13 protein-coding genes, 1 tRNA gene and 3 pseudogenes are annotated in these 13087 nt (G+C 50.8%); 13 read left to right on the top strand and 4 right to left on the bottom strand.

What is annotated here, in order from left to right:
- Positions 1–2: 2 nt before the first annotated feature.
- The 5 genes from Q3O06_RS09380 (at position 3) to accD (ending at position 3859) form a co-directional block, all read left to right on the top strand.
- A complete protein-coding gene (locus Q3O06_RS09380) occupies positions 3–518 on the top strand; it encodes a 3-deoxy-manno-octulosonate cytidylyltransferase (protein WP_301673507.1) in 516 nt (171 codons plus the stop codon).
- A gap of 156 nt (positions 519–674) precedes the next feature.
- Positions 675–767 (top strand) — tRNA-Ser (locus tag Q3O06_RS09375).
- Between the two features lie 496 nt (positions 768–1263).
- The gene (locus tag Q3O06_RS09370) at positions 1264–1767 is read left to right on the top strand and encodes a c-type cytochrome (protein ID WP_301818556.1); all 504 of its coding nucleotides are present in this window, start codon (positions 1264–1266) and stop codon (positions 1765–1767) included.
- A 397-nt stretch (positions 1768–2164) separates the two neighbouring features.
- Entirely contained in the window at positions 2165–2950 is a 786-nt protein-coding gene (gene trpA, locus Q3O06_RS09365; protein WP_301818555.1) for a tryptophan synthase subunit alpha, read from the top strand.
- Between the two features lie 36 nt (positions 2951–2986).
- Entirely contained in the window at positions 2987–3859 is an 873-nt protein-coding gene (gene accD, locus Q3O06_RS09360) for an acetyl-CoA carboxylase, carboxyltransferase subunit beta (protein WP_107818586.1), read from the top strand.
- 59 nt (positions 3860–3918) lie between these two features.
- Here the strand turns inward: accD and Q3O06_RS09355 are convergent, their stop codons facing one another.
- Complete coding sequence (locus tag Q3O06_RS09355) at positions 3919–4530, bottom strand: CNP1-like family protein (protein ID WP_301818554.1); 612 nt, start codon at positions 4528–4530, stop codon at positions 3919–3921.
- 107 nt (positions 4531–4637) lie between these two features.
- On the opposite strand from Q3O06_RS09355, the gene Q3O06_RS09350 reads away from it, so the two are divergent.
- The 4 genes and pseudogenes from Q3O06_RS09350 to pyrC all read left to right on the top strand — a co-directional run bounded on the left by Q3O06_RS09350 (position 4638) and on the right by pyrC (position 6668).
- Positions 4638–4862, top strand: coding sequence for a sulfurtransferase TusA family protein (locus Q3O06_RS09350; protein ID WP_301818552.1), 225 nt, complete (start codon positions 4638–4640; stop codon positions 4860–4862).
- 12 nt (positions 4863–4874) lie between these two features.
- Positions 4875–5159: pseudogene (locus Q3O06_RS11120) on the top strand (NMCC_0638 family (lipo)protein); the annotation flags it as partial.
- Positions 5160–5264: 105 nt separating this feature from the next.
- Positions 5265–5573: pseudogene (locus Q3O06_RS09340) on the top strand (NMCC_0638 family (lipo)protein); the annotation flags it as partial.
- A gap of 60 nt (positions 5574–5633) precedes the next feature.
- On the top strand, positions 5634–6668 hold the full coding sequence (gene pyrC, locus Q3O06_RS09335) for a dihydroorotase (RefSeq protein ID WP_301818550.1): 1035 nt from the start codon (positions 5634–5636) through the stop codon (positions 6666–6668).
- 353 nt (positions 6669–7021) lie between these two features.
- Here the strand turns inward: pyrC and nusB are convergent, their stop codons facing one another.
- The 3 genes from nusB to Q3O06_RS09320 all read right to left on the bottom strand — a co-directional run bounded on the left by nusB (position 7022) and on the right by Q3O06_RS09320 (position 8371).
- Positions 7022–7447, bottom strand: a complete 426-nt coding sequence (gene nusB / locus Q3O06_RS09330; protein WP_301818548.1) for a transcription antitermination factor NusB — start codon at positions 7445–7447, stop codon at positions 7022–7024.
- Positions 7448–7524: 77 nt separating this feature from the next.
- A complete protein-coding gene (ribH, locus tag Q3O06_RS09325; protein WP_002222781.1) occupies positions 7525–8001 on the bottom strand; it encodes a 6,7-dimethyl-8-ribityllumazine synthase in 477 nt (158 codons plus the stop codon).
- A gap of 46 nt (positions 8002–8047) precedes the next feature.
- On the bottom strand, positions 8048–8371 hold the full coding sequence (locus tag Q3O06_RS09320) for a DUF2185 domain-containing protein (RefSeq protein WP_002238889.1): 324 nt from the start codon (positions 8369–8371) through the stop codon (positions 8048–8050).
- A gap of 166 nt (positions 8372–8537) precedes the next feature.
- On the opposite strand from Q3O06_RS09320, the gene rnc reads away from it, so the two are divergent.
- The 4 genes and pseudogenes from rnc to Q3O06_RS09300 form a co-directional block, all read left to right on the top strand.
- On the top strand, positions 8538–9257 hold the full coding sequence (gene rnc / locus Q3O06_RS09315) for a ribonuclease III (RefSeq protein WP_301818543.1): 720 nt from the start codon (positions 8538–8540) through the stop codon (positions 9255–9257).
- 46 nt (positions 9258–9303) lie between these two features.
- A complete protein-coding gene (gene era / locus Q3O06_RS09310; RefSeq protein WP_096107795.1) occupies positions 9304–10227 on the top strand; it encodes a GTPase Era in 924 nt (307 codons plus the stop codon).
- Between the two features lie 311 nt (positions 10228–10538).
- On the top strand, positions 10539–12761 hold the full coding sequence (locus Q3O06_RS09305; protein WP_301818538.1) for a transferrin-binding protein-like solute binding protein: 2223 nt from the start codon (positions 10539–10541) through the stop codon (positions 12759–12761).
- Positions 12758–12988, top strand: a pseudogene (locus Q3O06_RS09300) (hypothetical protein); the annotation flags it as partial. The gene Q3O06_RS09305 and the pseudogene Q3O06_RS09300, both read left to right, overlap by 4 nt.
- Positions 12989–13087 lie beyond the last annotated feature (99 nt).

The following is a 13087-nucleotide window of genomic DNA, read 5'->3' as shown; positions in this document are numbered from 1 at the left end:
ATATGCAGCAGCAAGCCGGACAATGGCAGCACCTGAGCCGTGAAGAACAGAAAATCCTTGCCGAAGTATGGGGTCTTGTGCAAAACGACGATCAGGAGGTTCACTATGAAATGCTCAAATTGAACGCACCTGATGAAGCCAGCGGCGAATTTTGGTTCAGAATGGCAGAAACACTCAGCACCCTGCCGCCAAACCGTTCCCTCGACCTTAGAATGAACGGCGGCAGGCTGGCGACCGCCGTATCCATCCTTTCCGTCATGATTGAAGACAATCCCGACATACCGCAGCTTTGGGCGCAAAAAATTACCGCTCTCAACTATTTGGCACACGGACACAAAGCCCGTGCCGACGGTTTGGCACAACAGCCCGATAAAGCGGCAGAAGCCAACGAGGAGGAATACCTGACCAAAGCCCTGTCGCAAAACCTGCTGTCAACATTGGATGCGGCACTTGCACGTTTTCCTGAAGACGCGTGGTTTCAGGAAATCAAACAGGATGCACAAAAGCATTTTGCTTGAGGACGTGGCGGTCAGGAATATTTCCATTCAGGAAGAAAAGAAGTGCCTGATTGGGTATAATCAGGGTAAATCTTATTTTATTTCAAAAGATTAATATTTGTTTTCTGTTTCTCCTTGACGGTATCGGAAAAGTTGATTATAGTTACGGCTTCCTTAGGAGTAATGGCTGAGAGGCTGAAGGCACTTCCCTGCTAAGGAAGCATGTGGGGTCAACCTGCATCGAGGGTTCGAATCCCTCTTACTCCGCCACAGAATACAAACGCCCCGAAATGGGGCGTTATTTTTTGCGTAAAAACTGAACATACATTAAGAATCATTGAATTATATTCATTTTGTTTTGTGTAATTTACGCCATAAATATAATCCTATAAAAACTTTTATCAATAAGTCATTATGATAGTGTGTGGTAATTTTGAATGGCAACTTACCATAATGACTAAAGTTATTATTCCTAATACGGCGAATTGGTTTAAAAATGCAAAGCTAAAAGACGGGCTTTATCGGTTTTCAGATAGGATGACTTTGTTGAAGGTATTTAGATATATGGATTGTAATTTTAAAACAATGAGATATATTTTTTGTGAAAGTGTTTGATTATGGTTATCAGCCATATTTTTTGCACCAAATATGACTTATGCTAAAAACTCTAATTATAAAGAACTAGATTATTGGAATCATATGTTAGAATTCCCCAACCGTTTGGATAAAGCGGTAATCTAAAGATAAAATTCTAGAAAGACACAATATGAACAAACTACTGATTACTTTAATGATGGCGGCAGGTTTGGCAGCTTGTTCGCAAGAAAGCAAACAAGAGGCGCAAGAGGCGGCTCCAGCCGTTGCTTCTGAAGTTCAGACCGAGGCATCTTCGGTTCAGGCGGCCGCACAGGAGGCTGCTCCGTCTGCAGAAGCGGCTTCAGCCGAAGCCAAACCTGAGGAGAAGGTGAAGGCACCTGCGGCGGAAGCTAAACCGGAAGCAAAAGCAGAAGCTTCCGTTGCTGTCGATGGTCAGAAAGTATTTGAGGCTAGCTGTAAAATGTGTCATGGCGGCACCATTCCCGGAGCACCTGCAGTGGGTAAAAAAAACGATTGGGCACCACGTATCGCAAAAGGCAAGGAAACCTTGCACAAACATGCAATCGAAGGTTTTAATGCGATGCCTGCCAAGGGCGGCAATGCCGGTTTGAGTGATGATGAAGTGAAGGCCGCAGTCGATTACATGGCTAATCAGTCTGGCGCAACATTCTGAATTATTTACAATATCTACGATATTGTGATAAAGCCTGTTCGGATATTTGATGAAACCGGATTCCATGCAATATATGGAATCCGGTTTTTTTAATTTCAAACTAAGCTATTTAAGGGTGTGGCAGTCTATATGCATGGTTGCGCATTCAAGATTTTTTACGGCTGACCAATCAGCCCAATACCTTTCTCCTTTTGCGGATTGCCCTGATGGTTTGTTTGGTATTGGTTTATAAAAACCGTCAGTTGGAAAACGGCCCGTTTCCGGTGAGAAGGTTACGGCAATCTGTCGCACAATCGGAGTGGTATGCCTATTCGCCTATCTGCGCGTCAGATGTTATACTTAAAAAGATTTATCGATTGTTTGCCGGAGCCTCGCCGGTATTGGGAGTGTAAGAGAAATGAGTAGAATCCAACAGACTTTTGCCGCATTGGGTAATAAGCAGGCATTGATTCCTTATATTACGGTTGGAGACCCGGACATTGGGGCGACTTTGGCAATAATGCACAGTATGGTGGAAAATGGTGCGGATATTTTAGAGTTGGGTGTGCCTTTTTCCGATCCGATGGCGGACGGTCCGACTATTCAGCGTGCGGCGGAACGTGCGTTGGCAAACGGGGTTTCGCTGCGCGATGTCTTGGATGTCGTCGGAAAGTTTCGTGAAACCGACACGCAAACGCCGGTTGTTTTGATGGGATATTTGAACCCCATACATAAGATGGGTTATCGGGAGTTTGCTCAGGAAGCCGCAAAGGCGGGGGTGGATGGTGTGTTGACGGTGGATTCCCCCATTGAAACCATCGATTCGCTCTATCGCGAGCTGAAGGGCAACGGGGTCGACTGTATTTTCCTGATTGCGCCGACGACGACGGAAGACCGTATTAAAACCATTGCCGAGCTGGCAGGCGGATTTGTCTATTATGTTTCTCTCAAGGGCGTAACGGGCGCGGCAAGTTTGGATACGGATGAGGTTTCGCGTAAAATAGAGTATTTGCGTCAGTATATCGATATTCCCATCGGTGTCGGCTTCGGCATCGGCAATGCCGAAAGCGCGCGCAAAATCGGCCGGGTTGCCGATGCGGTCATTGTCGGCAGCCGGATTGTGAAAGAGATTGAAAACAATGCGGGCAACGAGGCTGCGGCCGTCGGTGCTTTGGTCAAAGAGTTGAAGGATGCCGTGCGCTGATTCTGTCGTGCATTCTAAATGTTTTAGGAGTTGTCCATGAGCTGGTTAGATAAAATCCTGCCACCCAAAATCAAGAATCGTGGTAAAGACGGTTCTTCCAATGTTCCCGAGGGTTTGTGGCACAAATGCCCGTCTTGTTCGGCAACCATCTATTCGACCGAGTTGCAGCAGAACAATCAGGTCTGCCCGAAATGCAACCACCACAACCCGTTATCGGCGCGCCAGCGTTTGAGCCTGCTTTTGGATGAGGAAGGCAGGGAGGAAGTTGCGGGTAATGTCAAACCGACCGATCCTTTGAAATTTAAAGACAGTAAAAAATATCCCGACCGTTTGGGGGCGGCACGCAAGCTGACCGGGGAAGATGACGCGCTGGTGGTGATGAAGGGGATGATGAACGGTCTGCCCGTCGTCGTTGCCGCGTTTGAATTCCGCTTTATCGGCGGTTCGATGGGTTCGGTTGTGGGCGAGCGTTTCGTACAGGGTGTCCGCCGTGCGGTTGCCGACAATTGTCCGTTCGTCTGTGTGGCGGCTTCCGGCGGTGCGCGTATGCAGGAGGGTGTGAACTCATTGATGCAGATGACGAAAACCAGTGCCGCGCTGCACTTGTTGACGGAAAAACGCCTGCCGTTTATATCAGTATTGACCGATCCGACTATGGGCGGCGTATCTGCCAGCTTTGCATTTTTGGGCGATGTCGTGCTTGCCGAACCGAACGCGCTGATCGGTTTTGCCGGTCCGCGCGTGATTGAGCAGACGGTGCGCGAAACGCTGCCGGAAGGCTTCCAGCGTGCCGAGTTCCTGCTGGAAAAAGGCGCAATCGACCAGATTGTCGACCGCCGCGATATGAAGCGGCGCATCAGTGATTTGATTACGCTGTTGTGCCGTCAGGACAAAGTTTCCGCCGCCTGATGGCTGATGAATCGAATGCCGTCTGAAACCGATGTTTCAGACGGCATTTTTGTGTCTGGTTATTTGTCGTGCGGCTTCATTGATGGGGCATAGCGTCCGGCACGTTCTTTCAGGCGTTGTACCAAACCTTGCGTGTCGGTGGGTACGCCGCCCTCGCAGAATGCCTGATATAGGACGGCGCGCAGTGCGTCGTTGCGGCTTAATGCACCGCCTATCGGTTTCCATTCGGCGTTTCGGGGCTGTATCCAGCGGCGGTTGACCGTGTCCCCGTAGCCGAACATTTTGTAGGAGGAAAGTTTGCCGTTACCGAACCCGATGGAGGAGCGGGCGCAGAATATGCCTTCGGCAGTCAGGTTGTCGTAGCCTTTGTCGGAGCGGATATTGAGGATATAGCGGATGCTGGTGTCGGGTGCGGGCATAATTTGCAGGCTGTCGAGCAGGATTTTCGGCTGTTTGCCGTAATTTTCATCCACATAAATGTCAAACCAGCCGTCCGAGTGCGCATCGGGCAGCGGCGGCAGTTCGGCGGTATGTTCTTTAAATTCGCGGGCGGCGGCTTCTTCGGGCGTTTCGCGGTAGCGGGTGTTGATCGGCGTGTCTTTTTGGCTGAAGCTGGTGGCAAGGGACGTGCCGGCAGTCAGGGTCAGAATCAGAAGGATGGCGCGGCGCATAGATTTCTCCAAGTTGAAAACGGCTTTATTTTATGGGTTGCTAGGGAGGGCTGCAAGCAAGTGGGGTATAATTCGGCTTTATTTAAACTTTTAACCGGTATCGGAACATGAACAGCGAAACTTTGGACGTTATCGGGCTGAAATGCCCTTTGCCTATTTTGCGGGCTAAAAAGGCTTTGGCGCAAATGCAGCAGGGCGACGTGTTGACCGTTCTGGCAACCGACGGCGGCGCACCGGGGGATTTTGAGGCTTTTTGCCGCCAAACCGGTCATGTGCTGCTGGATGCTTCGGAGCAGGACGGCGTGTTCACGCTGGTCGTCCAACACAAATAAATGCCGTCTGAAATGCGGATGTCTCGATTGATGTTATTACTGTCGGCATTTGTGCTTGCTGCGTGTAATGCCCAAAACCAGCAATCCGGTGTACGGCATCAGGATTTCGCACGCGTAGCCGTCGATTTGTTTCGGAGTGCCTGCGTCCTGACTCAAGGTAGTTTCGAACCGGTTTCCAAGTTTGCCGCTGTCGGACATTTTGTCCCTGTCGGAAAGGAAGACCTGTCCCGTCTGCCGCCAGCTGTTGCGGAATTCGATGTACAGGCGTTGTGGACGCTTGAACGCGATGGCGGCATTTATAGTGGATTAAATTTAAACCAGTACGGCGTTGCCTCGCCTTGCCGTACTATTTGTACTGTCTGCGGCTTCGTCGCCTTGTCCTGATTTAAATTTAATCCACTATATTATTTGAGTCTGACGCGCGACAGTTGCAGTGTGAAAGCCGAGCGGGCAGACAGTGCCGCACTTTTGGAACATTTTGACGGACTTGTCCGACATCCGCCGCAAAATAAAAATTTGGAATTAAGGGCAGAACAGTCGGTGCAGGCACCGTTTGAAATCCGCCAAGTCAGCTATGCCTGGCGGGAAGCGGGCAGCCCTGAAGAAACCGTATTGACCGCACAAACCGCCGATTCCCCGGATTTACCCGTGCAGGCAGTATTGAACCTGACGCACCGTTCCCACAACGGGAAACCCCTAATTCTCCCCTGACTTCAGACGGCATAAAGTCGGCATGCCGTCTGGAAACCAAAAATCTAAAAAGGAACAACCATGCAAACCCTGACCATCATCCGCCCCGACGATATGCACCTGCACCTGCGCGACGGCGACGCGCTCAAAGCCGTTGCCCCCTATACCGCCCGCCAGATGGGGCGCGCCGTCATCATGCCCAACCTCAAGCCGCCCGTCGTCAGCGTTACCGACGCGCTTGCCTACAAAGCGCGCATCATGGCGGCATTGCCGGAAGGCAGCGCGTTTGAGCCGTTGATGACGCTTTACCTGACCGACCAAGCTACGCCCGAGCTTGTGCGCGAAGCCAAAGCCGCCGGCATCGTCGCCTTCAAACTCTACCCCGCAGGCGCAACGACCAATTCCGATTCCGGCGTAACCGACCTGTTCAAACTCATTCCCGTGTTGGAAGAAATGGCAAAACAGGGCATCCTGTTCCTCGTTCACGGCGAAGTAACCGACCCCGAAATCGACATTTTCGACCGCGAAGCCGCCTTTATCGAGCGCGTGATGAAACCCGTTTTGGCGCAAGTGCCGAATCTCAAAGTCGTGTTCGAACACATCACCACCGCCGAAGCCGCTCGCCTGGTTTTGGAAGCAGGCGACAACGTTGCCGCCTCCGTGACCCCGCAACACCTCTTGCTCAACCGCAACGATCTCTTGGTCGGCGGCGTGCGCCCCCATCATTTCTGCCTGCCCGTACTCAAACGCGAAACCCACCGTCAGGCATTGGTCGCCGCCGTTACCGGCGAGAAGGCGCACAAATTCTTCCTCGGCACCGACTCTGCGCCGCACGCCAAATCCGCCAAAGAAAACGCCTGCGGCTGTGCCGGCATGTTCAGCGCCATGACCGCCATCGAGCTTTACGCCGAAGTGTTTGAAAAAGCAGGCGCGTTGGACAAACTCGAAGCCTTCGCCTCGAAAAACGGCGCAAGGTTCTACGGCATTCCCGAAAACACCGACACGATTACCCTCGTCAAACAAAGCCAAACCGTCCCCGCAAGCATCCCTTACGGCGACGGCGAACTCGTCCCGATGCGCGCGGGCGGCGAGATAGGCTGGACTGTACAGTATTGATGGGGCTGGAAACAAAATGCCGTCTGAAAGGTTTTTCAGACGGCATTTGTGTTGCTGACTGCTTGATACGTCAACGGCGTTTTTTCGGTTATTTCCGATAAATTCCCACAATTTTCAAATTTCGCCATTCCCACGAAGGCAGGAATCCGGAAATTCGATGCGACCAGAGTTTATCAAAAATGGCAGAAACTCAAAAAACCGGATTCCCGCCTGCGCGAGAATGACGAGATTGAAGTTTCAGAATTTATTTGAAATACCCAAAATTCAAAAAACCAAATTCCCACCTGCGTGGGAATGACGAAACAAAGAAAGCAGAAATAAGGACATAGAACTTTCTTTAAATTTGTGATGCATCAACGGCGTTTGGGCTCGTCGGGGCGGATTTGGGCGGCGAGTTTGTCGAGGATGCCGTTGACGAATTTGTGCCCGTCCGTACCGCCGAATGTTTTGGTAACTTCGATGGCTTCGTTGATAATGACGGGGTAGGGTGTTTCGGGCATGGCGGACAGCTCGTGGCAGGCGGTCAGCAGGACGGCGCGTTCGATGGGGTTGAGGTCTTTTTCGTCGCGGTCGAGCAGCGGTCGGATTTGTCGGATGTACTCTGCCGCATTGGTTTGCGTGCCGAAGAAGAGTTTGTTGAACAATTCTTCGTCCGCTTTGGCAAAGTCGGATATTTCGCGGATGTTTTTAGCAATCTCGGGTGCTGCGGTGCGGTTGATAAGGGATTGGTAAACGGCTTGTACGGCAAGCTCGCGGGAACGGCGGCGGGCTGTTTTCATGATTTTTCCTTGAAAGGGTTGGGCGGCACGGTATGCCGTCTGAAACGGAAAGGGCGCATCGGTGTACGCCCTGTTTGTTATTCTTCGTCTTCAAACTGTTCTTCGAGCAGGAGGTTGACGAGGTTGGCGCATTCTACGGCGACTTTGGCGGCATCCGAGGCTTTTTCTTCAATCCGTTCGATTGCCTGCGCGTCGTTTTCGGTGGTCAGGACGGCATTGGCAATCGGGATGTTGTAGTCGAGTGCGACGCGGCTGACCCCTGCTCCGGATTCGTTGGAAACCAGCTCGAAATGGTAGGTTTCGCCACGGATGACGACGCCGATGGCAATCAGTGCGTCAAATTTTTCGGAAGAGGCAAAGTTCATCAGCGCGATGGGGATTTCAAGCGCGCCGGGTACGGTGGCGACGGTGATGTTTTCGTCTGCCACGCCCAATTCTTGGAGGGTGCGGCAGCAGACTTTGAGCATTTCGCTGCCGATCTCGTTGGTGAAACGTGCCTGTACGATGCCGATGCGGAGGTGTTTGCCGTCGAGGTTGGGGGCGATGGTGTTCATTGGGTGTCCTTTGGTATTCGGGGTTTCGGAATGCCGTCTGAAGGCTTCAGTCTTGCGGCTGCCAGTCGGCAACGGTTTGGAATGTGCCGTCTTCGGCAAGCTCCCACGCGCTGCCTTCGGGTTGGGAAAGCAGTGCGGCGGTTTCAGGGTTGGTTTTGGTGATGTCGGCGAGGCTGACGATGCTGAAGTTGTCCGGATCGTCGGTGTATTCGTCGGTCTCGTCGCCGCTGAAGAAACGCCAGCCGCTGTCGTTTTCAAAAACGGGGGCTTCGCGGTAGAGGAAGCCGACGGGTCGGTTTTGTTTGGCGACGGTGTTGGTGGCGATGCAGCGGTCGAGTGCCGAGGAAAGCGCTTGTGCAAATGCGTTCATTGCGGGAATACGTTGGGGGAAAACTTACGGATTTTACCACGATTCTTGCGTTGTCGGCAGACGGCGGCGGTTTGGTGGTACAATGTGCGCCGTTTGCAGCCTTAAGGTGTTTCTGTATTTTTGAAGTATGGAAACGCATTCGGGCTGTTTTTTGCGGAAGACGGTAATGAAAGACGATGTTTTGAAACAGCAGGCACACGCGGCGATACAGAAGAGACTGGGCTACGCGTTCCGCGATATTTCGCTTTTGCAGCAGGCTTTGACGCACAGGAGCCATCATGCGAAGCACAACGAACGGTTTGAGTTTGTCGGCGATTCGATTTTGAATTATACGGTGGCGCGGATGCTGTTTGACGCGTTTCCGAAGTTGACCGAGGGCGAGTTGTCGCGGTTGCGGGCGAGTCTGGTCAATGAGGGCGTGCTGGCGGAAATGGCGGCGGAAATGAATGTCGGCGACGGCCTGTACTTGGGGGCGGGCGAGTTGAAGAGCGGCGGCTTCAGACGGCCTTCGATACTGGCGGACGCGATGGAGGCGATGTTTGCGGCGGTCAGCTTCGATGCCGATTTCAACACGGCGGAAAAGGTGGTGCGCCATCTGTTTGCCGATCGCGTCCGGCGAGCCGATTTCCAAAATCAGGCAAAAGACGGCAAAACTGCTTTGCAGGAGGCGTTGCAGGCGCGCCGTTTCGCCTTGCCGAAATACCGTATCGAAGAGCAAATCGGCCATGCCAACGACAGTATGTTTGTGATTTCCTGCGATTTGGGCGAACTGGGTTTCGTGTGCCGTGCCAAAGGGACGAGCCGCAAGGCGGCGGAACAGGAGGCGGCGAAAGAGGCTTTGAAATGGCTGGAAGAGAAACTGCCGCTGAAGAAGAAAAAGAAATGAGGCGGCGCGTGAATATGCCGTCTGAAATGTGGATATGAAAGCGAATATGGATATTGAAACCTTCCTTGCAGGGGAACGTGCCGCCGACGGATACCGTTGCGGCTTCGTAGCGATTGTCGGCCGTCCGAATGTCGGCAAATCAACGCTGATGAATCATCTGATCGGTCAGAAAATCAGTATTACCAGCAAAAAGGCGCAGACGACGCGCAACCGCGTAACGGGGATTTATACCGACGATACCGCGCAGTTCGTGTTTGTCGATACGCCGGGCTTTCAAACCGACCACCGCAACGCGCTCAACGACAGGCTGAATCAAAACGTTACCGAAGCGCTCGGCGGTGTGGATGCCGTGGTTTTCGTCGTGGAAGCGATGCGTTTTACCGATGCCGACCGCGTCGTGTTGAAACAACTGCCCAAGCACACGCCGGTCATTTTAGTGGTCAACAAAATCGACAAGGATAAGGCGAAAGACCGTTACGCGCTGGAGGCGTTTGTTGCCCAAGTGCGCGCCGAATTTGAATTTTCGGCGGCGGAGGCGGTCAGCGCGAAACACGGATTGCGGATTGCCAACCTGTTGGAGCTGATTAAGCCGTATCTGCCTGAAAGCGTGCCGATGTATCCCGAAGACATGGTTACGGACAAATCGGCGCGTTTTTTAGCGATGGAAATCGTGCGTGAAAAATTGTTCCGCTATTTGGGCGAGGAGCTGCCTTATGCGATGAATGTCGAGGTGGAGCAGTTTGAAGAGGAAGACGGTTTGAACCGCATCTATATCGCCGTTTTGGTCGATAAGGAAAGCCAAAAGGCAATTTTAATCGGTAAAGGCGGAGAACGTTTGAAGAAGATTTCCACCGAGGCGCGGTTGGATATGGAAAAACTGTTTGATACCAAAGTATTTTTGAAGGTCTGGGTCAAAGTCAAATCCGGTTGGGCGGACGACATCCGCTTCCTGCGCGAGCTGGGTTTGTAAACCCTTAAAGGACAATCTGATTCGCCGGCGGTTTCAAACCCTGTCGGAGCTGGGCAAAAATGCCGTCTGAACTTGGTTTCAGACGGCATTTTTTAATAAAAAAAGGCTGTGTTTTAGTAATCTGTTGATTTCAATTCTTTGCAAGGGAAAAGACAATTATTTTCCGGTTAGGAATAAACCTATCCTGTTGAATACCTTAAAGCCAAGTACGCCTATCAACACTATATTAAAACACAGCCTAAAAAATAATTTATATTATATCCATATATAAGTATAATGACACTTATTATCAACTTATAAGTGAAGTAGAGATGCGTAAACTGAATTATTTCAGCATTGCCTTGCTGCCGTTGATACTGGCAGCCTGTGGCGGCAATTTCGGCGTGCAGCCTGTTGCCAAACCAACGCCGACCGCGCAAACCCCGTCAGATTCCAAACCGTCCAAACCTGAGGACGTTCCCACTCCGCCCCCTGCCAAACCTTCTATAGAAACCACGCCGGTCAATCAACCCGCCGTCGGTGCGGCAATGCGGCTGCTAAGGCGGAATATTGCTTTTCATCGTGAAGATGGCACGGAAATTCCCGATAGCAAACAAGCAGAAGAAAAGCTGTCGTTTAAAGAAGGTGATGTTCTGTTTTTATACGGTTCAAAAGAAAATAAACTTCAACAACTTAAAAGCGAAATTCATAAACGTGATCCCGATGTAGAAATTAGGACATCAGAAAAGGAAAATAAAAAATATGGTTATAAATTTGTAGATGCAGGTTATGTATATGCAAAGGGAAAAGATGAAATTAAGTGGACTTCAGATCGCAAGCAGTTTTCCAACCGCTTAGGTTATGACGGTTTTGTATATTATTCCGGAGAACATCCTTCCCAATCTTTACCGAGCGCGGGAACGGTGCAATATTCCGGCAACTGGCAATATATGACCGATGCCATACGTCATCGGACAGGAAAAGCAGGAGATCCTAGCGAAGATTTGGGTTATCGCACTTATTACGGTCAAAATGTCGGAGCGACTTCTTATGCTGCGACTGCCGATGACCGAGAAAGGCATCCTGCCGAATATACGGTTGATTTCGATAAGAAAACTTTGACGGGTCAATTAATTAAAAATCAGTATGTGCAAAAGAAAACCGATGAAAAGAAACCACTGACCATTTACAACATTACCGCAACATTGGACGGCAACCGCTTTACCGGCAGTGCCAGGGTCAATCCTGATTTAGCGAAAAACCATGCCAATAAAGAGCATTTGTTTTTCCATGCCGATGCCGATCAGCGGCTTGAGGGCGGTTTTTTCGGCGATAACGGAGAAGAGCTTGCCGGACGGTTTATCAGCAACGACAAAAGCGTATTCGGCGTGTTCGCAGGCAAACAAAAAACAGACGCATCAAACGCATCAGATACAAATCCTGCTATGCCGTCTGGAAAACACACCAAAATCTTGGATTCTCTAAAAATTTCCGTTGACGAGGCAAGTGATAAAAATGCCCGCCAGTTTGCCATTTCCTCTATGCCCGATCTTGGTCATCCCGACAAACTTCTTGTCGAAGGGCGTGAAATTCCTTTGGTTAGCCAAGAGAAAACCATCGATCTTGCCGACGGCAGGAAAATGACCGTCCGTGCTTGTTGCGATTTTCTGACCTATGTGAAACTCGGACGGATAAAAACCGACCGCCCGGCAAGTAAACCAAAGGCGGAAGATAAAGGGAAGGATGAAGAGGATACAGGCGTTGGTAACGACGAAGAAGGCACGGAAGATGAAGCCGCAGAAGGCAGCGAAGGAGGCGAAGACGAAATCGGCGATGAAGGAGGAAGTGCGGAAGACGAAGCCGCAGAAAACGAAGGCGGCGAAGAAGACGAAGCTGAAGAACCTGAAGAACCCGAAGAAGAATCGCCGGAAGAAGGCGGCGGTGGCGGTTCAGACGGCATCTCGCCCGCTCCGGAAGCCCCTAAAGGCAGGGACATCGACCTTTTCCTGAAAGGTATCCGCACGGTGGAAGCCGACATTCCAAAAAACGGAACGGCGCATTATACCGGCACTTGGGAAGCGCGTATCAGCAAACCCATTCAATGGGATAATAAGGCGGATAAAGCGGCAAAAGCAGAATTTGACGTTGATTTCGGCGAGAAATCGATTTCCGGAACGCTGACGGAGAAAAACGGTGTAGAAGCTGCTTTCTATATTGAAAAAGGCAAGATTGAGGGCAACGGTTTCTACGCGACAGCGCGCACTCGGGAGAACGGCATCAATCTTTCGGGAAATGATTCGACTAATCCTCAAAGTTTCAAAGCCAATAATCTTCTTGTAACGGGCGGCTTTTACGGCCCACAGGCGGCGGAATTGGGCGGTACTATTTTCAATAATGATGGGAAATCTCTTGATATAACTGAAGATACTGAAAATGAAGCTGAAGCTGAAGTTGAAAATGAAGCTGGTGTTGGTGAACCGTTAAAACCTGAAGCTAAACCCCAATTCGGCGTGGTATTCGGTGCGAAGAAAGATAATAAAGAGGTGGAAAAATGAATAAGAAACACGGTTTTCCGCTGACTTTGACGGCCTTGGCCATTGCAACCGCTTTTCCGGCTTATGCCGCCCAAGCGGGGGGAGCGACACCTGATGCCGCGCAGACCCAATCCTTGAAAGAGGTTACTGTCCGTGCCGCCAAAGTGGGACGGCGATCGAAAGAGGCGACCGGTTTGGGCAAAATCGTCAAAACGTCGGAAACTTTGAACAAAGAACAGGTACTCGGTACTGATGAATCCCCTAATGATTTTGGTAAAAATCATTAAGTTAAGGTGGATACACATCTTGTCATATGATCAAATGGTTTCGCGAAAAATCAATAATCA

Origin of the sequence: Neisseria maigaei (assembly GCF_958267405.1) — a bacterium.
Classification (GTDB): domain Bacteria; phylum Pseudomonadota; class Gammaproteobacteria; order Burkholderiales; family Neisseriaceae; genus Neisseria; species Neisseria bergeri.
Note: the sequence above shows the minus strand (reverse complement) of the source record. Positions and strands in the feature narration are given on the sequence as shown.